At 66.5% G+C, this 22905-nt stretch carries 24 protein-coding genes and 1 pseudogene; 15 read left to right on the top strand and 10 right to left on the bottom strand.

The window, feature by feature from the left end; translation table 11 throughout:
• Window positions 1-41 precede the first annotated feature (41 nt).
• The 3 genes from ACWDTP_RS24755 to ACWDTP_RS24745 are packed head-to-tail and all read right to left on the bottom strand — an operon-like array spanning window position 42 to window position 3500.
• Window positions 42-203, bottom strand: a complete 162-nt coding sequence (locus tag ACWDTP_RS24755; protein WP_450024668.1) for a hypothetical protein — start codon at window positions 201-203, stop codon at window positions 42-44.
• Window positions 204-213: 10 nt separating this feature from the next.
• Window positions 214-3027, bottom strand: a complete 2814-nt coding sequence (locus ACWDTP_RS24750; RefSeq protein WP_450024666.1) for an MMPL/RND family transporter — start codon at window positions 3025-3027, stop codon at window positions 214-216.
• Window positions 3024-3500, bottom strand: coding sequence for an MmpS family transport accessory protein (locus tag ACWDTP_RS24745; RefSeq protein WP_450024670.1), 477 nt, complete (start codon window positions 3498-3500; stop codon window positions 3024-3026). The genes ACWDTP_RS24750 and ACWDTP_RS24745 overlap by 4 nt, the downstream gene beginning before the upstream one ends.
• Window positions 3501-3776: 276 nt before the next feature.
• Between ACWDTP_RS24745 and ACWDTP_RS24740 the strand changes: the two genes are divergently transcribed.
• From ACWDTP_RS24740 to ACWDTP_RS24705, 8 genes and pseudogenes are all read left to right on the top strand, one after another.
• The gene (locus ACWDTP_RS24740; RefSeq protein WP_450024664.1) at window positions 3777-4286 is read left to right on the top strand and encodes a MarR family winged helix-turn-helix transcriptional regulator; all 510 of its coding nucleotides are present in this window, start codon (window positions 3777-3779) and stop codon (window positions 4284-4286) included.
• A 108-nt stretch (window positions 4287-4394) separates the two neighbouring features.
• Window positions 4395-5774: an MFS transporter gene (locus tag ACWDTP_RS24735; protein ID WP_450024662.1), complete on the top strand. Its 1380-nt coding sequence runs from the start codon at window positions 4395-4397 to the stop codon at window positions 5772-5774.
• 75 nt (window positions 5775-5849) lie between these two features.
• Complete coding sequence (locus tag ACWDTP_RS24730) at window positions 5850-6524, top strand: Crp/Fnr family transcriptional regulator (RefSeq protein WP_450024660.1); 675 nt, start codon at window positions 5850-5852, stop codon at window positions 6522-6524.
• Window positions 6525-6647: 123 nt separating this feature from the next.
• Window positions 6648-7460 carry a hypothetical protein gene (locus ACWDTP_RS24725; protein WP_450024658.1) on the top strand — a complete coding sequence of 271 codons (813 nt, stop codon included), beginning with the start codon at window positions 6648-6650 and terminating at the stop codon, window positions 7458-7460.
• The gene (locus tag ACWDTP_RS24720) at window positions 7457-8266 is read left to right on the top strand and encodes an MBL fold metallo-hydrolase (RefSeq protein WP_450024657.1); all 810 of its coding nucleotides are present in this window, start codon (window positions 7457-7459) and stop codon (window positions 8264-8266) included. The genes ACWDTP_RS24725 and ACWDTP_RS24720 overlap by 4 nt, the downstream gene beginning before the upstream one ends.
• A 12-nt stretch (window positions 8267-8278) precedes the next feature.
• A pseudogene (locus ACWDTP_RS24715) lies at window positions 8279-9319 on the top strand (amidohydrolase family protein); the annotation flags it as partial.
• 5 nt (window positions 9320-9324) lie between these two features.
• On the top strand, window positions 9325-9735 hold the full coding sequence (locus ACWDTP_RS24710) for a NifU family protein (RefSeq protein WP_450024655.1): 411 nt from the start codon (window positions 9325-9327) through the stop codon (window positions 9733-9735).
• Complete coding sequence (locus ACWDTP_RS24705) at window positions 9732-10196, top strand: GlcG/HbpS family heme-binding protein (protein ID WP_450024653.1); 465 nt, start codon at window positions 9732-9734, stop codon at window positions 10194-10196. Before ACWDTP_RS24710 ends, ACWDTP_RS24705 begins: the two co-directional genes overlap by 4 nt.
• Here ACWDTP_RS24705 and ACWDTP_RS24700 read toward each other — a convergent pair.
• Entirely contained in the window at window positions 10170-11516 is a 1347-nt protein-coding gene (locus ACWDTP_RS24700; protein ID WP_450024651.1) for a 2-hydroxycarboxylate transporter family protein, read from the bottom strand. The genes ACWDTP_RS24705 and ACWDTP_RS24700 overlap by 27 nt on opposite strands.
• A gap of 281 nt (window positions 11517-11797) precedes the next feature.
• Between ACWDTP_RS24700 and ACWDTP_RS24695 the strand changes: the two genes are divergently transcribed.
• From ACWDTP_RS24695 to ACWDTP_RS24680, 4 genes are all read left to right on the top strand, one after another.
• Complete coding sequence (locus ACWDTP_RS24695; RefSeq protein ID WP_450024649.1) at window positions 11798-13024, top strand: CaiB/BaiF CoA transferase family protein; 1227 nt, start codon at window positions 11798-11800, stop codon at window positions 13022-13024.
• Complete coding sequence (locus ACWDTP_RS24690) at window positions 13024-13968, top strand: hydroxymethylglutaryl-CoA lyase (protein WP_450024647.1); 945 nt, start codon at window positions 13024-13026, stop codon at window positions 13966-13968. The genes ACWDTP_RS24695 and ACWDTP_RS24690 overlap by 1 nt, the downstream gene beginning before the upstream one ends.
• Before the next feature lie 37 nt (window positions 13969-14005).
• Window positions 14006-14629: a GntR family transcriptional regulator gene (locus ACWDTP_RS24685; RefSeq protein ID WP_450024645.1), complete on the top strand. Its 624-nt coding sequence runs from the start codon at window positions 14006-14008 to the stop codon at window positions 14627-14629.
• 67 nt (window positions 14630-14696) lie between these two features.
• A complete protein-coding gene (locus ACWDTP_RS24680; RefSeq protein ID WP_450024643.1) occupies window positions 14697-15053 on the top strand; it encodes a heme-binding protein in 357 nt (118 codons plus the stop codon).
• A gap of 14 nt (window positions 15054-15067) precedes the next feature.
• On the opposite strand, the gene ACWDTP_RS24675 is transcribed toward ACWDTP_RS24680, so the two are convergent.
• From ACWDTP_RS24675 to ACWDTP_RS24665, 3 genes are all read right to left on the bottom strand, one after another.
• A complete protein-coding gene (locus ACWDTP_RS24675) occupies window positions 15068-15730 on the bottom strand; it encodes a serine/threonine protein kinase (protein ID WP_450024641.1) in 663 nt (220 codons plus the stop codon).
• A gap of 31 nt (window positions 15731-15761) precedes the next feature.
• Entirely contained in the window at window positions 15762-16394 is a 633-nt protein-coding gene (locus ACWDTP_RS24670) for a hypothetical protein (RefSeq protein WP_450024639.1), read from the bottom strand.
• Window positions 16395-16471: 77 nt separating this feature from the next.
• Entirely contained in the window at window positions 16472-17059 is a 588-nt protein-coding gene (locus ACWDTP_RS24665; protein ID WP_450024637.1) for a DUF308 domain-containing protein, read from the bottom strand.
• 398 nt (window positions 17060-17457) lie between these two features.
• Here ACWDTP_RS24665 and ACWDTP_RS24660 point away from each other — a divergent pair, with 398 nt between their 5' ends.
• Complete coding sequence (locus ACWDTP_RS24660) at window positions 17458-18261, top strand: L,D-transpeptidase (RefSeq protein WP_450024635.1); 804 nt, start codon at window positions 17458-17460, stop codon at window positions 18259-18261.
• Window positions 18262-18395: 134 nt separating this feature from the next.
• Here ACWDTP_RS24660 and ACWDTP_RS24655 read toward each other — a convergent pair whose 3' ends face one another.
• Together ACWDTP_RS24655 and ACWDTP_RS24650 are read right to left on the bottom strand one after the other, a co-directional pair.
• Window positions 18396-18752 (bottom strand): hypothetical protein, encoded by a 357-nt coding sequence (locus ACWDTP_RS24655; RefSeq protein ID WP_450024633.1) that lies wholly within the window; start codon window positions 18750-18752, stop codon window positions 18396-18398.
• A 191-nt stretch (window positions 18753-18943) separates the two neighbouring features.
• A complete protein-coding gene (locus ACWDTP_RS24650) occupies window positions 18944-19819 on the bottom strand; it encodes a DUF732 domain-containing protein (protein ID WP_450024631.1) in 876 nt (291 codons plus the stop codon).
• Window positions 19820-19940: 121 nt separating this feature from the next.
• Between ACWDTP_RS24650 and ACWDTP_RS24645 the strand changes: the two genes are divergently transcribed.
• Window positions 19941-21410, top strand: coding sequence for an amidase (locus ACWDTP_RS24645; protein ID WP_450024629.1), 1470 nt, complete (start codon window positions 19941-19943; stop codon window positions 21408-21410).
• Window positions 21411-21471: 61 nt separating this feature from the next.
• Window positions 21472-22311, top strand: a complete 840-nt coding sequence (locus ACWDTP_RS24640) for an SDR family oxidoreductase (protein ID WP_450024627.1) — start codon at window positions 21472-21474, stop codon at window positions 22309-22311.
• 27 nt (window positions 22312-22338) lie between these two features.
• Here ACWDTP_RS24640 and ACWDTP_RS24635 read toward each other — a convergent pair.
• The coding region (locus ACWDTP_RS24635) for a DUF3516 domain-containing protein (RefSeq protein WP_450024625.1) at window positions 22339-22905 on the bottom strand (567 nt) is incomplete at its 5' end.

The raw sequence follows: 22905 nt of genomic DNA, 5'->3' as shown, positions 1-22905 counted from the left end.
GCGGGTCAAGGAGGAGACCGGTGCCGGGCTGAACACCGGGCTCATCCGCGCCCTCGGGAGCGCACGGCGCCGATGTCGAGGCCCAGCACGACATGTGGGCGACCCATCATCCGCCTGGTGAACAGGAAGGCGACCACGGCGAACACCCACACCAGCGCGAACGCGGCGATCGCCAGGATCCCGAAGAGGCTCGAAGTCGTCATGTCGGTCCCCTCATCGCTGCCGCAGTGGACGTTGCCGGATAAAGGTGGGCCACCAGAACCACGGGCCGAGGAGGCGCAACAGGCACGGCACGATGAACGAGCGCACGATCAGCGTGTCGAGCAGCAGGCCGATGCACACCGTCGACCCCACCTGCCCGATGGTGCGCAGATCGCTGATGAGCATCGCCAGCATCGTGAACGCGAACACCAGGCCCGCGGAGGTCACCACGCCGCCGGTGCTCCCGAGGGCGCGGATGAGCCCGGTGTTCAGCCCGGCACCGGTCTCCTCCTTGACCCGCGAGATCAGCAGCAGGTTGTAGTCCGAGCCGACCGCGACCAGGATGATGAAGGTCAGCGGCAGCACCAGCCAATGCAGGTGCAGGCCGATCAGGTGTTGCCACACCAGTATCGACAAGCCGAACGCGCCGGCGTAGGAGAACGCCACCGTCCCGGGGATCACCAGGGCCGCCACCAGACTGCGGGTCAGGTAGAGCATGATCAGGAAGATCAGCACGAATGCGGCGATCGCCACCACGAGCAGATCCGACATCGCGTACTGCTTGATGTCCTTGTTGTTGGACCCGGCGCCGCCGATGTAGATCCTGGCTCCGGCCAGCGAGGTCTCCTTGAGCGCGGCCTTGATCGCCTCGGGGAACTGTTCGACGTGGTCGATGCCCTCGGGGCCCATGGCGTTGCCCTCGTGGGTGACGATGAACCGGGCCGCCATACCGTCCGGCGACATCATCAGCTGCATGCCGGTTTTGACGTCCTCGTTGTCGAACGCCTCCCTGGGGATGTAGAAGAAGTCGTCGCTGCGGGACTGGTCGAAATCGTTGCCCACGTTGATCTGGTCGTAATAGGTCTGGTCGGTCTGGGTGGACTGCAGATGTGCCGGGCCGTAGTTGTTGGTGATGACGCCCAGCAGCGCCCGGCTGTCGCCCATCATCCGCTCCAGTTGCGAGATCATCTGTGGCAGCAGCCGGTCGACGGCCTCAAGCGAGGTGACGGCGTTGGCGATCTCCGCGTCGAGGCTGTCGATGCCGTCCAGCGAGTCGAACAGCGAGCGCATCGCCCAGCACCCCGGAATGTCGAAACAGTGTGGCTCCCAGTAGAAGTAATTCTTCAACGGCCGCAGGAAATCGTCGAGATTGGCGATCCCGGCGTTCATCTCGTCGGTGACCTGTTTGAGGTTCTCCATCGTGAGCACCGTCGAATGCAGTTCGTCGGACAACTTCTGGGTCAGGTCGATCACCACCGAGAGCACCTTGACCGACTGCGCCTGGACCTCGGCCTGCTTGTCGGTGTTCTCGTTCTGCCGCTCGGTGAACGGCAACTGCTGGCCGCTTCCGCTGCCCTGGGTGGTGAACAGGTACGGAATGGTGGCGTGCTCCAGCGGCCGGCCCAACGGTCTGGTGATGCTCTGCACCATGGCGACCCCGGGGAGCCGGATCAGGCTCTTGGCCACCCGGTCGAGCGAGATGAAGTCGGCCGAGTTGCGCATATCGTGATCGGATTCGATCATCAGCATCTCGCTGAACAGCTTGCTCTGCGAGAAGTGCCGGTCCGAGGCCTCGAAGCCCAGATTGGCCGAGGCGTCGGCCGGTTGGTAGGTGCGGTCGTCATAGCTGACCCGGTAGGTCGGCACGAAAACCGCTCCGATCATGACGACGGCGCAGCTCGCTGCGAAGACGGGTTTGGGCCAGCGCACCACGCTGGTCCCGATCCGCCGGTACAGGTGGCCCTTGGTCACCCGCTTCGGGTCGAAGAGGCCGAACAGGCTGCCCAGCGTGAGGATCGCCGGGGCCAGGGACAGCGCGGCCGCGATGGTGAACAGCATGCTGATCCCGACGGCCGGACCCATGGTGTGGAAGTAGTCCAGCCGGGCCAGGCTGAGGCAGTAGCAGGCCCCCGCGATGGTCAGCCCGGACCCGATGATGATGGGCGCGACGCCACGATAAGCGGTGTAGTACGCGGCTTCTCGGCTCTCGCCGGCCTGCCGGGCCTCCTGATAGCGGCCCAGCAGGAAGATGCCGTAATCGGTTCCGGCCCCCAGGGTCAGTGCCACGACGATGTTCACCGCGAACGAGGACAGCGGGATGATGCCGTAGTGCCCGAGGGTGGCGATGACGCCCTTGGCGACCAGCATCTCGATCAGGACGCTGACCAGTGGGACCAACAGGGTGGGCAGTGAGCGGTAGACGATCAACAGCATCACCACGATCAGGATGATGGTGAGGATGGTGATGTTGTTCAGGCTCGAGTTGGCGATGGCGAGCGTGTCCGAGGCCAGCGGCGCGGCACCGCTGACATAGACCTTGAGGCCCGGTGGCGGGGTGTCGTCGGCGATGATGTCGCGGACGGCCTGCACGGAGTCGTTCGCCTGGAGCTGGCCGATGTTGCCCGCGAGCCGCAGCAGCACGAAAGTGGCTTTGCCGTCGACGCTTTGGGCGCCTGCCGCGGTGATCGGCTTGCCCCACAGGTCCATCACGTACTGCACATGCTCGCTGTCCTGCTTGAGCCGCAGCATCAGGTCGTCGTAGTAACGGTGGTCGCCGTCGTCGAGTGGACGGTCGGCCTCCAGCACCAGCATGGTCAGGCTGGTGGACGTGGACTCCTGGAACTTCTCGCCGATGCGCAGCATCGCGACCTGGGACGGCGCATAACTGGGGATCATCGATCCCGCGAGTTGCTCGGCCACCCGTTCGACCTGCGGGATGAAGGTGTTGGTGCTGATCGCGAGCAGGCCCCAGAACACGATGATCGGCACGGCCAGGACGCGTACAGTCCGGGCGAAGAAGGGTTTGTTCGACCGGTGGGTGCTCATGCGGACTTCACCCGGCAGGTGACGTCGGCATTGGCGTGCACCGATGATTGTTCATCGCGCACAACGTCGTTCACCAGCATCCGGCAGCCGACCTGGCCGCCGTCGACCTGTGCCGAGATGCTGCCGGAGACCACGGTGAGGGTGGTCGTCTCGGTGTGGGTCCATGGCAGGTCGGTGATATCGACCCGGTGCGGGTGTCCGTTGATATCGACGTAGCTGAGGATGCCGCCACTGCCGATGGAACCGAACAATTCGTAGGTGAGCCGCTTGGGGGTGAACTGCTCGGGGGCCTGGGCGACCGGGACCGCGGGCACCGGACCCGGCTCGGAGAACTGGTGCACCTTCCAGATGCACAGCGATCCGGTGGCGAGCGCGATCACGGTGACCAGCGGGAGCCACCCCTTCTGGAGAAGGCTTCGACCCCGGGGGCGTCGGTGCTCTCGATCGCCGGGCTGACTCGCAGGCTGCTCCACGATCACGATCGCAACATATATCCCGTATAGGATGCAACTTGGCGGACTCGTAAATTACTTTATTAAAGCTCGGGCACGACAACCTGGGCCGGGGCTGTCATACGACTGTGAGTTTTCTGTGCGGCATTGACATAGTCCGGCAAGGCGTGCAGGCGGTTCAATTCCTCATGAATGTGGCTGCCACCGGAATTGTCCGGCTTGCTGAGGCGTTTACCCACATTCTGGGTCAGGGCCAGACCGCGCGTAATTACATCATGTCGATGATATAAATACGGTATGAGTGCTACCCCCAGCGACGCCGTCGTCGACGCCGTCGTCGACACCGTTTCGATGATGATCTCGTCGAGCACGGATTTGATGTGGCGACACCTCATCGACCGCAACGGTCTGAGCCCGAGCGCCGCGCTCGTGCTCAACCGGCTGAACCGCGAGGGACCGATGCGGCTCACGGCGCTCGCCGATGCCGAGGACGCGAGCCAGTCGGGTATGACGCAGCTGGTGCAGCGCATGGAACGGCAAGGGCTGCTGGAGCGTTGGGACGACCCCGACGACGGGCGGGCGTGTCTGGTGGCGGTCGGCGAGGCGGGCCGTCAGCTGTGGAGCGAGCGGGAGTCCATCCGCAACCAGCGCATCGCCGACCTGCTGGCCGGGCTGTCGCAGGATGACCAGACGGCGCTGTGGCTGGCCGCCCAGGTCGCCGTCCGACTGCTCGGCCAGATGCGGGAGAGCGCCGACGCGCGGGCAAGCGCCGATGCCGAGGGCGCCGAGGCAGTGTCTAACGCTTGACAGACACCGGCGGGCTGCCGCATGAATGATCCAGGTCACACTCCTGCAGCCCGCGGGTATTTGGAGAAAGCGAGCCGCTGTGCACCCAGTTGATCCGAAGGTATCGCCATGACCTCGCCGAACAGCTACGCGGACGGTGCGTACCGCATCATCGGCCGCCGGCTGCTCCCGCTGTTCCTGATCGGGCAGCTGCTGATGAACATCGACAGGTCGAGCATTTCCTACGCCGCCCTGCAGATCAACGAGACCCTGGGCATCACCGCCGAAATGTTCGGCCTGGCCGCAGGAATCTTCTTCGTCGGGTATGCGCTCTTCGAGATTCCCAGCAATCTGGCCCTGCAGCGGGTGGGTGCCACCAAATGGATCGGGACCCTGGTTCTCGGCTGGGGTGTGGTGACCGCCCTGCAGGCCTTCGTGCCCAACGGCGAGACACTGGTCGTCCTGAGATTTCTGATGGGTGCCTTCGAGGGCGGGTTCACCCCCGGCGTCATCTACACGATCACGCTGTGGTTGCCGTCCGCACAACGCGGCCGGGCACTGGCCACGACGCTGCTCGCGGTGCCGCTCGCCGGGATGATCGGCGGCCCGCTCGCAGGCCTGCTGCTCGGGTTGCAGTGGCTCGACCTGCAGGGTTGGCAGTGGTTGTTCCTGATGGCCGGCGGATCGACGATGGTCTTCGCGCTGGCCTGGTTCCGGCTGGTGCCGGCCGGGCCGCAGGACGCGGCATGGCTCACCGCCGGGGACCGGGAGGCCCTGCAGCGCAACCTCGACCTCGAGCGCAGCGCACAGACCCTCGATCCGCACAGCAGCGCCAGCTTCGCCCACGCCCTGCGGACCTGGCCGGTGTGGGTGTACGGATTCGCCTACTTCGCCATCTGTGTGGGCTACTTCGGCATCTTCTTCTGGCTGCCGCAGATCATCCAGAAGGGATTCGCCGAGGTCTCGACGCTGGAGAACGGACTGCTCGCGGCGATCCCGTTCGTCATCGCGATGATCGCCATGACGGTGCTCGGCCGCAGCCAGGACAGAACCGGGGACCGGCGCGGGCATCTGTCCGCGCTCGGGATCATCTCGGGGCTGGCCCTGGTCTTCAGCCTGCTGAGCTCGTCGCACGTCATCGCGTTCGCGGCGATCTGCGTGGCGGTGGCGTGCGCGCTGACCTTCATCGCCCTGTTCTGGGCGTCGCCGATGAGCGTCCTCACCGCGACGGCCGCTGCCGGTGGTATCGCGCTGATCAACAGCCTGGGCAATGTGGGCGGATTCGTGGGTCCCTACCTTGCCGGCATTCTCGCCGGGGAATCCCACGAGTTCGGCAGGGCCACGGTCTTCTTCGCCGCCATGCTGCTGATCGCCGGCGCGATACCGATAGTGTTCCGCGCGCTGTTCCCCAGCCTCGCCCAGATCGCCGAACGCACCGAACGGGCGCGCGAATCGAACCCAGGAGGCCGGGCCACGGTGCGGCAGGCGGTCTCGGGCGAACCGCACTAGCCGGGAAACGCAGTACGTGCCACGCTCGGTGCGGAGCGCCGTGCGAATCCGTGCTCCGAAGGGAGGCCACCGGCGGTGAAACCGTTCCTCAGCAGCGCAGATCTGGATATCACCCGGTTCTTCTGCGGGGCCACTCCGGTGGCGTTCGAACCAGGAGCCCGAATCGCCGATGTCGACGTGCTCAACAGGCACGCCCTGCTGATCACCGCGGGTGTGATCCGGATATCCATCCTCACCGCGAGCGGGCGTGAACGCCTGCTGTTCTACGGCCCCGCCGGATCGATCATCGGCGACTACTTCACTTTCGGCGACCCGGCCGAAGTTCCCGTGGGCACCCAGGTGCACGCGATCTCGGCGGTCGAGGCGTTGAAACTGCCGCAGGACCGGCTGCGTGAAGCCTGCGCCAAGGAGCCCGACGTTCTGCTGGGATTACTCGGCTGGGCCTACGGCAAGATCGGTGCGCTGATCGATCAGCTCGAGGTGGCGACGTTCCGTGACACCGCGGCACAGGTCGGGGCCCTGCTGGAGGCTTTTCACGCCGAGAACCGACGTACCGGGGACGCCTGCACCCTGCTCGATCTGACCCACCAGGCCATCGCGTCGGCGACGGGCCGGACCCGGGTATCGGTCACCTACGCGCTCAACAAGATGCAGCAGGCCGGGGTCATCGCGCTGCGCCGCGGTCACATCGACGTGGTCGACCCCGTCCGGTTGAGCCGGATCGCGACCGAAGGGCTTGGCGAACAATGACTTCCGAGCATTCGGCAGCCACTGTCTAACGCTTGACAGACATCGCCGGGCCGCCGGGGAATGATTCGATTCACCCCTTGCAGCGGACTCCAGAAAGCGATGAACTCAGTGCACCCAGCCAGTGTGACCCTCGCCGACGGTGCCGTCAGCGTCCTGCACATGCCCGTGCGGCTGGATGGCCGGATCGCGGCCTATCCGTCGCACCTGCGCGGCGAGGCCGTCGTCAACATCTACCTGCTGAGGGAGGGTGACTCCGCGCTGTTGATCGACACCGGGTTCAGCGCACATGAGGACGACGTGCTGAGCTGGCTGGCCGGGCAACTGCCCGCCGATCACAGGCTGGGCGTAATCACGCTTCGGCAAAGCGAATTCGACTCGGTATGCAATGTGGTGCCGATCGTGAACCGGTTCAACGTCACCGAGGTGTTCGGCGCCCAGTCCCAGGGCATGATCTGGTTCGGCTTCCGACCCGACCGCAGACTCGACGGCCGGGCCGAAACAGTGCCGTACACGGTCATCCGGCAGGACCCGATCACCTTCCTGGGTGATCCGGCGCGGCCGGTCGAGGTGATCCAGCCCGCGCTGCGGTTGCTGACCACACACTGGCTGTTCGACCCGTCGTCGCGAACCTTGTTCACCTCCGACGCTTTCGGACATCTCGACGGGATCAGCCCCCGGAACGTCACCGTCGGGGAGCTCACGACCTATCTGGTGAACACCCGCTACTGGTGGCTGGCCGGGGCCCGTACCGGCCCGATCATCGACTGGCTGGACTCGGTATTCGCCACCCGCAGGGTCGATCGCATCGCGCCGGCTTACGGACCGCTGCTCGAAGGTCCGGAGCTGAGATCGACGGTGCAGGCCTACCGGGGTGCACTTCGCGAGCTCGCCGACCGCCGTTCGGCCGCACCCGAAATGGGAAGAGTCCCGGCATGACCATCTCGGAACCTTCGGCCGATCTCGCCGGTGCCGTCGGGCCGGTACCGCTGCCCCGTGAGCTCGCCCCCGGCATCTTCTGGCTCGGCGGGTGCCTGCGGCAGCCGTACAAGGGACAGGTCTTTCATTCCTACAACTCGGTGTATGTCATTGCGGGCGAGCAGAGATCGCTCATCGTGGAAACCGGATTCCCCGGCGATATCGATCTGATCGAAGGCCAGCTCGATGAGCTGACACCGCGGATCGCACCGATCGAATACGTGTTCGCCACCCATCCCGAGACCCCGCACGCCGGCGGCGTCGGACGCCTGCTCGCCAAATTCCCGGCAGCCATGGCCATCGGCGGCGTTCAGGATCTGCATCTGGTGTTCCCGCAGTTCGCCGACCGCATCCAGGTGCCCACCGCGACCACGCTGACCTACGATCTCGGTGGGCGGACCTTCACCATCGTCGCCGGCGTGATCCGTGACCTCATGCCCACCTACTGGGGGTTTGACGACGACGCCCGCGCATTGTTTCCCGGCGACGGATTCGCCTACAGCCACTACCACACCGACGGCCATTGCGGACTGGTCGCCGAAGAGGCGACATCCCTGGATCTCCCCGACATGACCGCTCTGTTCGCCGGGCTGGCCCTGTACTGGACGCGGGTGACCGACGTCGAACCCTATCTGGCCGAACTGGATTCGCTGATCGACCGGCTGGGGGTCCGACTGATCGGTCCCACCCACGGGTTGCCGATCACCGATCTGGCTCGGACGGTACCCGCGGTACGCGAGGGATTCCGGCTGGGGGCCAGCACGTAATGCCATGCACATCCGACAGCCCCGATAAGGAAGGTTCACAATATGCGTGACGGACTATTCATCTTCGACAACGTCGTGCACATGTACGACAACAAGCCGGACAATCTCAACCCGTCGGGCGAGCTGACCGCCCGCAACCTCATCGGTATGGGCGAGCTGTTCTCGAACGCCAAATACCCTGCCAACGACCACTTCCTGGGCGAGGAACTCAGCGTCGACGAGGCAGGCCGGATCCTCTTCGAGGAGTCCGACACCGATATCGCCATGGCCCAGACGGTGCCGCTGTTCGGCTGGTGGAAGGACGGGTTCTCCCCGGTCCGCCGGCAGTACGCGCTCAAGGAGGCCTATCCCGATCGGGTGCTCTTCTGCGGCGGTGTCGACCCGCTGTACCAGGGCATCGACGGAGCGTGCAACGAAATGACCCGGCAGGCCGAAGAATACGGAGCGGTGAGCTTCAAGTTCTATCAGGCCCACGATCACTCGCTGAGCTGGAGCATCGACGACCGCAAGATCGCCTATCCGCTGTGGGAGAAGGCACTCGAGCTGGGGGTCAACAATGTGCAGTTCCACAAAGGGGTTCCGTTCGGCACCGAGCGGATGGAGGATATGCGGCCCACCGATATTCAGCAGGCCGCGATCGACTTCCCTGAACTGAACTTCATCATCCATCACCTGGGCGATCCCTACATCGACGAGTCGATCAGCATCGCCTCGCGCAACCACAATGTCTGGCTGGCGCTGTCGGCGTGGATCAACATCTATCCGATCATGCCGCGCGAGGCCCTCAAACGGCTGGGCAAAGCTCTGATGTACGTCGGCCCGGACCGGCTGCTCTACGGCTCGGAAGCGTTCGTGTGGCCCAATGTTCAGGGCTATATCGAACTGTTCATCGACCTTGAGATGCCCGAGAGCCTCCAGGAGGACTACGGATTCCCCGCGATCACCCGTGATGACAAACGCAAGATCCTCGGTGAGAACTACGCCGGGTTGCTGGGGATCGACGTCGGGCAGACGCTCAAGGCGATCCACGGATCCGACGATCGGACCCCGTGATGGCGATGTCCAGATCGTCGAAAACCTCCGACATCCGGTCGGCCGTCGAGGAGGCGATCACCCTGCACCTGGGGCGGTTCCTGGATTCGCACGGCGGTGCCGTCGGCGCGGCGTCGGTATCGCCCGACGGTGACGTCGTGCTGGAGTTCGAGGGTGCCTGCCGCGGCTGCCCCGCGGTGGCGGCGACCTTCTACAGCAAGGTCGCACCGCTGCTCAGACGGGTCGACGGGGTGCGCAGTGTCAGCGCGCCCAACGTCAACGTCTCGGAGGCGGCGGTACGCCGGTTGCTGACCGTCTCCGGGCCGTCGGGGCAACCCGGGACGCGGACCAGCCCGCGCGCGGACCGCGGTTCGCACGCCACACCGTTGCCGATACCCGTCGGCAACCAGCGACCGGAAGGTGACCGCACCCGATGACCACGAACCGCGTCTACCAGCAGCACGCCACGATCACCGATGCGTTCGCGGATGAGCTGCTGGAGGCCGCCGTCGCCAAAGCCGGTTCGATTCAACAGCGTTCGGCCATCGCGATCGTCGACGCCGCCGGAGAGTTGAAAGCATTCCGCAGAATGGACGGTGCGGCCACGCTGGCGGTCCGGATTTGTCAGGACAAGGCGTACACCGCGGTCGCGTTCGGGATGGCGACCCATGTCTGGCACGACTTCATCAAGGATGACCCTCCGCTGCGCGACGGTATCGTGCACACGCCGCGCCTGATCGTGTTCGGTGGTGGCTACCCGATCACTGTCGACGGGCACCTCATCGGTGGGATCGGGGTGTCGGGCGGGCACTACTCCGAGGATATGGAGGTGGCCGAGGCGGCGCTCGACCTGGTCGAGGCCGCCACGCGCTCAGAGCAGCAACGGGCCCAACAGTGACAGAACCAGCACGACGAGTCCGCCGCCGATGCGCGACGAAATGGAAAGGAAGGGCAGCAGTTCGAGACGGTTGGAGGCACCCAGCACGGCCAGATCGCCACTGGACCCGAAGTCGGCGAGACCCAGTCCACCGGAGATGGCCGATTCGATGAAGTACAGGTTGACCAGCCAGCCGATGAAACCCGCCGCCAAGGCGGCGACGATGACGACCGCGACGGTGGAGATCATGTAGACGGGATCGCCCAGCAGGGTGATGATCTGGCGGAAGTCGATGGCCACAATGCTCACCGACACCAGGATCGCGGGGATGAAGGCGTTGGCGACCATCCGGTACCAGAGGTCGGCCGCGTTGACGATGACATCCGGGATCGGCAGGAAAATCTTGGCCACCGTGCACAGGATGATCAGCACGACGTAGGCGTGGATCGACGGCAGCAGGCCGGCCAGGGCGTTCGAGACGACGAAGAGCACACCGGCGGTGAAGAAGCCGATGATCGTGCTGTTCACCGCGTCCACCGGCGCTACCTTGGGCTGTTCGGGTTTGTCGAGACGCGTTTTGGTGCTGGCCAATTCGCCGTCGCCGTTGAAATTGCGGAACAGCTGGGACCGGCGGCGCCCCATCCAGGCCAGCAGCCCCGCGACGACGATGCAGACCGTGTTGGCGACGACGACGGCAGGCACCAGCTGGGACAGGTACTGCTCGGACGATCCACCCGAGTTGGTCGCGATGAGTTCCGAGATCGGGATGGCCCCCGCGGCGACACCGCCGCCGAGGACCGGCCCCACCACGAAGAACAGCATCTTGCCCGCGCCGTACCCGGTGAGGTAACCGATGACGCCGAAGAGACTGAAGCAGATGGCGATCGTGGCGACGATGGGCAGGATGACCCGCGAACCGGCCTTGATGAGCAGCGACCGGTTCATGCCGAGGATGCTGCCGACGATCAGTGCCGCGACCACGAACTCGCCGAACTCCGACAACTTGTAGAAGTCGGAGATCGCGGCGGCGGCCTGATCGGGCAGCAGGTCGTAGGTGTGCAGGACCGCCGGGACCAAGATCGCGAGGATCACGCCGCCGCCGATCTTGTTGAACCCGGGTATCGCGTTGCCGATCAGCATGAGCAGACCGCCGATGGCCATCGTGATGGCGAAGCCACTGGTCATTCCCGGCGCGGGCGTGGCGAGATAGGTCAGGGCGATGACGGCCAGCGCGGCGGGAATGAACCACTTGAGGGGCAGCCCGAGCGCCGCGTTCATTTCCTGCTTGCGTCCACCGCCGGCCTGTTCGGCGTCGGCTCGGCCCTCGCGAGCGTAGGTCATCGTGCTCCTTCGAATCGTGGCGATCTCGGCCGAACCCTATGTGGCCCGAATCACCAGTGTCAACCCAAATGTATACATGTGGCTTCGCCGATTGAGTCGGCGGCGGTTGGGTCCGGTTTGTCGACCGAATCCGATGCGCGACGCTAAACCTCAGTTAAACACCGTGTTTAGCCGTTCGTTAGGGAGTGGATGGCGCCTCGTGTCGCTGTCGGCGACTTGACCCGCCGGCGAGTCGAGGAGGTAAAGTGCATACAACAGTTCATTTCAGAGAGAGGCGTCAGATGTCGCAGCGAGACCCGGAACATCCCGCGGGCGCCACCGGGCCACTTGCCGGACTTCGCGTGGTCGAGATGGGCCAACTGATTGCCGGCCCCTTCTGTGGGCAGATCCTCGGCGATCTCGGGGCCGAGGTGATCAAACTCGAACAGCCGGGCACCGGGGATCCGCTGCGGGTGTGGGGACAGAGCCTGCCCGAAGGCGAGTCGCTGTGGTGGTCCGTCGTCGGGCGCAACAAACAGTCCGTCACCGTCAACCTCCGGACGCCGCAAGGACAGGCCATCGCCAAACGCCTGATCGCCCAGTCCGACATCGTGGTCGAGAACTTCCGCCCGGGCACCCTGGAACGGTGGGGGATGGGATATGACGAATTGACCACCGAGAACCCGGGTTTGATCCTCACCCGGGTCTCCGGATTCGGCCAGACCGGTCCCTACTCGTCACGCGCGGGCTACGGTGCGATCGGCGAGGCCATGGGTGGACTGCGCTACGTCGTCGGCGATCCGTCGACGCCGCCGTCACGGGTCGGCATCTCCATCGGCGACACTCTGGCCGCGCTGTTCGCCGCCCTCGGCACCCTGGGCGCGGTCTATGAGCGCACCCGTAGCGGGCGGGGTCAGGTCGTCGACTCGGCGATCTATGAAGCCGTGCTCGGCATCATGGAATCCATTGTCCCCGAATGGGCCATCGCGAGCTATCAGCGCGAGCGCAGTGGGGCCGTGTTGCCGAACGTGGCCCCGAGCAATGTGTACCCGACCAGGGACGGTGCCTGGATTCTCATCGCGGCCAACCAGGACACCGTGTTCGCGCGGCTCGCGAAGGCGATGGGACGGCCGGAGCTGGCCACCGACCCGCGTTACAGCAGTCACGGGGCGCGAGGCGAACGGCAAGCCGAACTCGACACGCTGGTCGGCGACTTCACCGCCGGGTACGAGGCCAAGGAACTCGAAGATCTGCTCCTGGAACACGCCGTCCCGGTCGGCAAGATCTACCGGCCGTCGGACATGCTCGACGACGAGCAGTTCATCGCCCGCAAGAGCATCGTCGAGACCGAGCACCCCGTCCTCGGTTCGGTGCCCATGCAGAACACCTTCCCGCGCCTCAGTCGCACCGACGGCGCCGTGCGTTGGCCAGGCCCACGGCTGGGCCAACACACCGTGGAGGTGCTCACCCGATTGGGTGGGTACCCGTCGGAGGCCGTCGCCGAATTCGCCGCCGCGGGGACCATTTGATGCTCGGCGATCGATTACCCGGTGCCGCAAACCTCGTCGACGTCGGGCTGCGCGACGGTCTGCAGGCGGTTGAATCCGTTGTGGACACCGACGACAAGCTGACGATCCTCGATGGGCTGCTGGCGGCGGGCTTCACCACGATCGAGATCACGTCCTTCGCCCACCCCCGTGTACTCCCGCAGTTCGGCGACGCCGAACGGCTGATCGCGGGCGCCCCACGGATTGCCGGTGTGACCTACAAGGCGCTGGTACCCAACCTCAAGGGAGCCATGCGGGCGATCGAGACGAGCATCGACGAACTCGTCATGGTCGTGCCCGTCGACGGTGAGACGGCGCGACGCAACCAGAACTCGACACCCGCGCAGCTGTTGTCGGAGCTGGCCGAAATCGTGCGCCACGCGCACGGGGCGGGCAAGTCGGTCACCGCGGCGATTGCGACGGCGTTCTTCGCGACGTGCCGGGGCCCGGTGGATATCGGCGAACTGGAGGCCGTGGTCCGTCGAGTCGCCGACGCCGGTGCCGACTCGCTCTACCTGGCCGGCACGAGCGGAATGGAAACGCCCGACGAGTTCGAACGCGGCATCGGGCTGTGCCGGAGGATCGTGCCGCAGATGCGGGTCGGCGTGCATCTACACAATCGCAACGGTTTCGGGCCGATCAATGCGCTGGCCAGCCTGGCCGCGGGAGCCGACTGGCTGGAGGGATCGTTCGGCGGGCTGGGGGGCGACCTCTGGTTCCCCGGGGACAGGTCCGTGCTGGGCAATGCGCCGATGGAAGACATCATCAACCTGCTGCACAGCCTCGACGTCGCCACCGGGATCGATCTGGACCGCTATCTTGAGGTGGTCCAGGTGGCGGAAAAGGCAACTGGCGTGGGGTCCTATTCGTTCCTGTCCCGGGGCGGCACCCGCGGCCAGGTCGCTCGCGCCGAATGGCCGAGCTGACGTCGGCCGGCGCACGGCCCGATCAGGGGGATGACGGTTGTCCGAACTGAGCGATGCGATCTTCGACCTGATCGTCTCGGGTGCGTACCGGCCGGGCGAGAAGCTCAACGAGGTGGAGCTCGCCGAGCGATTCGGCGTGAGCCGCACCCCGGTGCGCGAGGCACTCAAGACCCTCGGCAGCAGCGGCGTGGTCTCCATCGAGCGCAACAAGGGTGCCCGGGTGGTCGGCTACTCCCAGGACACCATCGAGGCCGTGTATTCGGCGCGGTCGATGATGGAGCCCTACGCCGCCAGGCTGGCGGCGCAGACCATGACCGACGACGACATCGCCGAGCTGCGACGGCTGGCCGATGACATGCTCACCAAGGTGACCCACTCGCCCGACATCGCCGAGATCTCCGCTCTCAACGACGCGTTCCACTCCGCGATCCTGGCCAAGTGTCCGAACCCCACGGTCGCCGATATGGTGGCCGGCCTGCTCAAGCCCCTCGTCGCATCGCGAACGTTCCGTACGTACAGCGAATCTCAGCTGAAGCGCAGTGCACTGCACCACCTCGAGATCGTCGATGCGATCGCCCATCGCGACCCGGACTGGGTCGAGTCGATCATGCGCGCGCACATCAGAGCCGGTTACCACAGCGCGAGCAGGGGCGCACGCTGAACCGGTTCGACGACCCGTCGGCGGGGCTGCCCGCGCGAAAACGGCAGGCATCCAGCAGGATCACGGTATGAAACTGACTGCCATGCTCGTGCTCGCCTGGTGCGCCGCCCTCACCGTCGCCGTCCCGACCGCCGCCGCCGCACCCCCGTGCTCGGCCAGCGGCCTGGCCACCACCGCGAGCGGGGTACTGGCCCAGGCGGGCGCCTACCTGGACGCACACCCGGAGGCCAACGATGTGCTGACCACCGCGGGCACGCAGCCGACCGGCGACGCCGAGGGGGCCATCCGGGCCTACTTCCTGGGTCATCCGGGAGAGTTCCTGGACCTGCAGAACATCGCGCGGCCGCTGACCTCGTTGCGCGGGCAGTGTGGCGTATCGGTGTCGCCGGGGCAGATGGCGGCCCTGTTCGACGCGCTGTCCTGAGCCGAACGTAGCGGTCAGCGCGGGAGCCGGTTGAGCCAGTCGGAGTTTCCGTCGACGGCCGCGCCGTCGAGGACCACCAGTGGCACACCGGACTCGGGGAACTGCCGCAGCAGCGGGAGGTTGTTCGCGGCAATCGTGCGCGCGTCGTAGGGGAGCGGGAGCCCCAGCCTGATCATGTCCTGCGCCGACTGCGGTGCGCCTGCGCTTGCGGCCAACCCGGCGAGCTGATCGTTGCCGAGATCGGTCGGCCCCTCTTCCTTCGGTTGCTGGTCCGCGGCGTAGATCTGCTGGATGAACCGCCACGTGACATCGCTCGACCGGGAGTGGTCGGCGACGGTGTAAGCCGCGTAGATCGCCCGGCTGTCGTAGCTGCCGCTCGCCGAGTACTTGTCGAGGAAGCCGACGAATCGCAGGCCGATGTGCAGCCTGCCGCCCTCGATCCGCTCGCCGATTTCGGCGCCCTGTTCCTGGACCATTTTTCCGCTGAACGGGCACAGCGGATCCAGATAGAGTTCGATCCGGGCCGGCGCCGCCGGGTCGCCGACGGACAGGACATCCCCGGCCGGTGACGCGTCGGCGGCATGGGCGCGGCCGGCCCCGGGGCTGCACACCAACACGGTCGCGGCCAGGGCGGCCGTCAGCAGGACGCGGATCGGGTTCCATATCGACCGGTTCATGGGACCATCATCCCCGAGCCGGGGGCGCTACCTACGGCGGCGGTGGTGGCGGCGCCGCCTCGCACTCGGCGAGCGTCGGTGCCGAGAAGGTGACCGACCCGACGCCGCCGAGCGTCCTCCCGTTGTCCGCGAGCGTCATCGTCGTCGTGTACCGGCACGTTTGGATGCCCGACAGTCCCGTGAGGAACTCGACGTCGTAGGTGTAGAGGAACGACCGCACAAGTTGGGTGGCATCCCATGGCACATCCAAGGCGAACCCGAGCGACGACCCCGACAGCGCGTTGAGCAGGCGCGGGCCGACCTCACCGATCGCAGGTGTCAGGTAGAACGGGGCGCCGCCCGGTTTGGTCCCCGACACGCTGATGCTGTTGATCCGGTAGCCGGTGGCGCCCGCCGGGATCAGCGGCCCGCGTCTGATGTTGGTACTGAACAGAATTGAATAGTTGGTGCCCGCGACGATTGCTGTCGTGCTGAAGCTGGTGGAGCTGAACTGTTGTGGCAGTTGAACCGCGCAGTTCCCGACTTTGCCAGACGGGTCGCCACACTCCGACGGCGCCGCGAGGGCGACGGGCGCCAGGACCGCGACGCCGACGGCAGGCACCGACAGCGCGGCGCCTCGGATGAAGGTACGGCGGGAGAACGGACTCCCCGAACGATTCGCCATCGGTCTTCCTCCCCATCGGTCCGCGGATCGACTGATTCATCCGACGCTACCGCTGCCGGCGTCATCAGGCTTGTGTTTCAGGCACTTTCATGCTCGGTGACGCCGGGCATCCGAACGACCAAGCACAGCGCCGCGATGAGGAAGTAGAAGGCACCGAATCCGGCATAGGGGGCGATGGCGGAGATGCTCGGCATCTCGGATGCGTTGGCCTGGACCAGGAACATTCCGCCGGCCAGCGCCGACTGGACTCCGCTGAGGATCATCGGCCACTGCGCGCCGGCGTATTTCCAGCGGCGCACCTCGGTCGCGAGCTGCAGCAGACCCGACAGTGCCGCCCACACACCGAACACCGCGAACACGGAGTGCATGCCGATCGCCAGTGCGACCGCCACCGCCGCGGTGGTCAACCCGCTGACGACCGAATTCACGATCTGTGCCGGGTTGTGCTCGATCCCGCCGTGGCGCTCGGCATCGGCCAGGTTGGCCATGGCGTCCCAGGCCGGGTAGATCAGCAGTAAGGCCGCGACGACGACAGACATGCTGTGCGCCATGGCGAGTGCGGCCACCACCCAGACGACCGAGAATGCGGCCCGGGTGAGGTAGTAGCCTTTGAGCCACGAATCGGTGTCCGCCGAACGTGGTGTGACAACGGCGGTGTCGGTCATGTGTTCTCCTGGTGTTCTTGATGAATGCAGCTGGAAGCGCCCGAGGTGTTCCCCGGTGCTCGAAGTGTGTTTCGTAGCCGACTACCGTTCGGCGGTAAGCCTTTCCATCAACGCGTGGGTGACGGTGAACGCCTCGGCCTCAGCACCGGATGATCTCGTCGGACGTGGCAGCGGGTGAGCACGCAGATAAAGCTACCTACTAATAGGTAGGCAGTCAAACGGGATGGAGACGGCCGCGCCTGCGGGCGCGCGGGTGAGTTATGAAAAATCCCGCCGTAGCCACAACGTGACGAAGGCGTGACCGAACTGCCAACGCGTGCCGCATATTCCGGGGCCGATATGCCCCTAGCATGGCAACCGGTCAAGGTCGGGACGGTCGTCGAAGAGGGATCGGGTGGATGCGGGCGGTTTACAGTTTTGTCGCATTGGTAATGGTCGTGATGATCGCCTCCGGTGGTACGGCAGCCGTCCAGACCGCCGCAGTCAGCCTCCCGCTGACCGATGGCATCGAATCGGTTGAGCCCACCCAGGGCGCGGTGGTAGGTGTGGCGCACCCCGTGGTGGTGACGTTCAAGCGCCCGGTCGCCGACCGGACGGCCACCGAACGGGCACTCGACTTCACCTCGAAGCCGGCCATGACCGGAAAGTACGAATGGCTGGAAAACAATGTGGTGCAGTGGGTTCCGGACAGTTACTGGCCGGCGCACAGCACGGTGAGTCTGTCGGTCGGCGGCATGCCGACCCAGTTTCAGACCGGGCCTGCCGTCGTCGGCGTCGCCGACATCTCCGATCACACGTTCACCGTGACGATCGACGGCATCGAGTCGGAGTCGCCGACCCCGCTGCCCGCGCCACACCATCTCCCGCACCGGGGTGAAGAAGGGGTGCTGCTAGCCTCGATGGGCAGCCCAGAGTATCCGACGCCCGTCGGCACCTACACGGTGCTAGGTAAGAACCGCACCGTGACAATGGATTCCAGTAGTGTCGGGATTCCGGTCGATGCGGCCGACGGTTACCTCATGGAGGTCGAATACGCCGTCCGGATCACCCAGCGGGGGCTGTTTGTGCACTCCGCGCCGTGGGCGGTGCCGTCGATGGGGCTGGAGAACACCAGCCACGGCTGCATCAGCCTGATCCCGGCGGCCGCCGAGTGGTACTTCAACACGGTCAACGTCGGCGACCCGGTCATCGTCCAGGAGTAGCCCGCGACCCGACCGGGCTCACCCGATTACCCTGGATCTGAACAGATCCCACCGGCAGATCCCACCGACAAAGGACGACAAAGAATCCGGCATGGCCGCTGGCCATGCCGGATTCTGTTCGGACTCTGTCTGATTCAGCCCTGGGGACCGGGATCGATCGGCACGCCGTCCTTGGGTCCGCCCGGGTTGGCCGGGCCGGTGGTCGGGACGCCCTTTCCTAATGTCACGATCGGCGCCATGGGCGCCGGGGGTGCGGCCGGCGCCACCGGAACGGGTGGAGCGACAGGCACCGGGGGGAGGATCGCCGCGGGCACCACGGGGATCGGCGGCGCCATCGGAGCTGCACCGACCACCGGCGCGCTGCACTCCAGGCACTTGTGTCCGCCGGTCTTGAGTGGAGCTGCGGCCGCCTGCGGGCTCAGCGCAGCCGCCGCTGCGCACACCCCGGCGCCGGCGACCACGTTGACTGCGATTCGAGCAAAGCTCACCATGACTCCGCTACTCCCTTGATCGTGCTTCGTGAATGACCGCTGTGAAATTTGTGCAGCTGAAACGTAAGACAGCCCGGAAACGATGTCCATCCGGCGACCGCGCGGTTCGCAGGTCGACATTGGAACGAGTTAAACCCGTGATCTTCTCGTTTTCTGCGCGCGACCGAATCCGCCCGGGGCCGATCCCTCGGTCAGTCGCCGAGGTGGATGGCCACGCCGTGCGCCTGCAGTTGTGCAAAGGCATAGCTGAAATCACCGCGGCGCCCGATCGAGACCACATAGCGGTCCTGCCCCTCGGTGATGGGGAAGGTGAAGGTGAACGTGCATTTGGTCCAGTCGCCGTGCCCCTGTCCCAGTGGTGTGGTCGCGAGAATCTCGCCTTTGCCGTTTTTGACGGTGACGGTGGTGGCCTGGCCGACGTCGGCGTACCCGTTGACACCTTCGCAGGACTTCCCGTCGGACGCGATGGCGTCGACACCCGCGCTGTTGGCCAGAATGAAAGTTCCCGATACGGTGGCTGTTTCGAGGACCCGAAAGCCCTGGGAGAACTGCGGGCAGAAGGAGTCGACGGCGATCTTGTCGGCGGGCAGTCCCTGTTGTGGGTCGCCGTCCTCCAGGTGGCGGCACACCTGCCTGCCGTGCGCGACGGCGTTGGCATCGGAATTGAACGTGTCGGTGAGGCCGGCCTCCTTGAGCGCGGACAGATAGCCGGTCTCGGGCGGGGGTGCGGACCGGCGTTCGGCGACCAGAAGCACCCAGGCCACCGCCGCCAGCATCACGATGATGGCCGTGGCCACCCCGGTCCCGAGCCACGTCGAACGGATGCCGGACCGCACGGGCAGTTCGACATAGCCGGGCAACAGCTTGCCGCCGGCCGGGTCGGTCGATTCGGCCTTGCCGTTACGGACCCGGTTCGTCGGATGGTCGGCCGTGTAGTAGCGCCCCTCGTGGCGCGCCGTGGGGTCCGGGCGCCAACCGGTCAGCGGCGTGGAGCCCTGCACGCGACCACAGCGGGCACAGGTGCCGCTGCCGTCGGTGTCGGCGCCGCAGTACGGACAGGTCATCACGATCGATTCTCCTCGACGGCCGCGCATTGAGCGCGGCATGCACCGGATTTGGGCTGGCATCGGGTGATGGCCGGCAACCGGTACTTCACCGTGCAACGTCTCGGCGGTATACGTTCGTTCGATGGACTTCGACGAATACCGGGCCCATGACGCCACCGGGTTGGCCAAACTGGTTGCCGAGGGTCAGGTTTCGGGGGCCGAGCTACTGGCGCTGGCCCGGGCGCGCGCGGCGGCGGTGAACCCGAGAATCAACGCGATCGTCCGGGACGTCCCCGCGGCATCGCCGGCCGCCGGCGCAGGCCCGTTCGCCGGTGTGCCTTTCCTGATCAAGGACCTCGGCCAGGACTACCGCGGCCTGCCCACCTCGGCGGGGTCGAGGTCGCAGATGTCGTTGCCGGTCGCCGAGCACGCCACCGTGGTCCAGCGCTGGCTCGACGCCGGTCTGGTGATCTTCGGCAAGACGAACACGCCGGAGTTCGGGGCCAAGGGGATCACCGAACCGGCCGTGTGGGGGCCGGCCCGCAACCCATGGGATCTCACCCGCACCCCGGGTGGTTCGTCGGGCGGCTCGGCGGCCGCGGTCGCCGCGGGGATCGTGCCGTGTGCGGGTGCCAACGACGGCGGCGGGTCGATCCGGATCCCGGCGGCCAGCTGCGGGCTGGTCGGGTTGAAGGCCGGCCGCGGGTTGACCCCGATGGGCCCGGCGACCAGCGAATCGATGCACGGGTCGGCCGTGCAGGGCGTCGTGTCCCGCACGGTCCGCGACACCGCGGCCATGCTCGACGTGATCAGCGGCGGTGAACCGTGGGGCCCGTACAGTCCGGCGAAACCGGATGCGTCCTACGCCTCGGGTGTCGGCGCCGACCCCGGCAAGCTGCGCATCGGGGTACGGGTGCCGACGGCGATCAACCCGTCCCCGCATCCCGAGGCGGCCGCGGCCGTCGACGCCGCCGTGCGGGCGCTCACCGAACTGGGCCACCACGTCGAGGAGTTGCCGCAGGCCCCGTTCGACGACGCCGCGCTGGCCAGGGACTTCCTGCGCACCTGGTTCGTCTACGTCGCCTGGGAACTGGAGGAGGCCAAACGGCTGACCGGCGCCGGTGACGAGTCGTTCGAACGGGACACCCTGATCATGGCCGCGCTCGGCCGGGCCACGAGCAGCGTCGACTACGTCGACGCGGTGCAGCGCCGCCACGAGCACACCCGAAGGCTGACCACGTTCTTCGGCAGCTACGACCTCCTGCTCACCCCTACGCTGGCCACCCTGCCGCCGAAGGTCGGCGAGTTCGATCTTCCGGTGGCGCTGCAGCACGTCGCCGACGCGCTGCTCAAGACCCGCACGGCGGGCCTGCTGCGGTTCACCAAGATCGTCGACGGCATGGTGGACGACAACCTCGGTTGGGTGCCGTACACGCAGCTGGCGAATCTCACCGGACGGCCCGCCATCACGTTGCCGCTGCACTGGACGGCCGAGGGGCTGCCGATGGGCGTGCAGTTCGTCGCGCCGCTCGACGGTGAAGCACTGTTGATCCGGCTGGCCGCCCAGCTCGAGCGAGCCCTGCCGTGGGCCGACCGGCTCGCCCCCACCTGAACGGGACGCCGGGCACCGCCCTGTCATGCCTCCGGTAATCCTCTCGGTATACGGTGCAGCCATGAATCGGATATCGGTGATCACCGGCGGTGCGGGCGGTATGGGTCTGGCCACGGCCAAGATCGTCGGCCGCGATCACGTCGTCGTCCTGTGCGATGTCAGGCAGGACCGGCTCGACAGCGCGGCCGCCACCCTCGACGAGCTCGGGGTCACCGCGAAGGCGGTGCACTGCGATGTCACCGACCGGGAGTCGGTCGTCCGGTTGTTCGAGACCGCAGCCGAACTCGGCACCCTGGCCTCGGTGGTCCACGCCGCGGGGGTGAGTCCCAGCATGGGTGCCGCCGACTACGTCCTGGCCACCAACGCCCTTGGCACGGTCAATGTCGACGAGGTGTTCTACGCGACCGCGGGCCCCGGCTCGGCGATCGTCAACGTCGCGTCGATGGCGGCACACATGCTGCCGCCCGACATCATCCCGACCGCGCAGTTCCCGTTGGCGCTGACCGACCAGGACGCCTTCATGACGCACCTGCTCTCGGCCTGCGCCGTGGCGCCGGAGGAGGCCCGATCCGGGTTCGCCTACGCCATGAGCAAGAGCTTCGTACGGTGGTACAGCACCGCGCAATCGGAGCGGTTCAACGGTCGTGGGCTGCGCATCGTCTCGGTCTCACCCGGATCCGTCGACACCGAGATGGGCCGGTTGGAGGAACAGGCCGGTGCGGGCGCGATGGTCGCCGACGCGGCGGTGCCCCGGTGGGGCAGGGCCGAGGAGATGGCCGAGCTGCTGGCCTTCTGCGCCGGCGACAAGGCCGGTTACCTCACCGGCACCGATATCCTCAACGACGGCGGCGTGATCGCGTCGATGACCGAGCGGGCCCGGGTCGCCGCCGAAGCCGGTTGAGCGGCTCGCCGCTGAAACCGGCTGAGCTCAGTCCATCCGCCCGGCGTCGACGAGCCGGATGACCGCGGCGCCCTCGTCATCGGACGCCGCCAGGTCGATCTCGGCGTCGAGACCCCAGTCATGGTCGCCGGGCGGATCGTCGAGGATCTGGCGGACCTGCCACACCTCGGGCCCGCGGTCGAAGATCAGCATGGCCGGGCCCCTGGCGTCCGGACCGGTTCCCACATCGGCATATTCGGCGAAGTACGCCTCGCCAACGTCCCGCCAGCGTTCGGCCGTCCACCCCGAACCGGAGTCCAGCTCACCGAGTTCGGCCCAGCGTGCCATGGCGAACAACTCCACCCGCCGGAACAGCGCGTTGCGGACCATCGCGGTGAAGGCTCGCTCGTTGCCGGTCAGCGGCCTGGGCCGGGCAGGCACCGCCACCGGGACATCGTGCGGCTGGTCGGGGCTGGTCAGCTGCTCCCATTCGTCGAGCAGGCTCGAATCCACCTGGCGTACCAGCTCTCCGAGCCACTCGACGATATCGGTGACCTCCTCGGTCCTGGCGGCCGCGGGCACGCCGGAGCGCAACGCCTTGACCGCGTCGCCGAG

This window comes from Mycobacterium sp. NPDC003449 (genome assembly GCF_053588415.1).
Note: the sequence above shows the minus strand (reverse complement) of the source record. Positions and strands in the feature narration are given on the sequence as shown.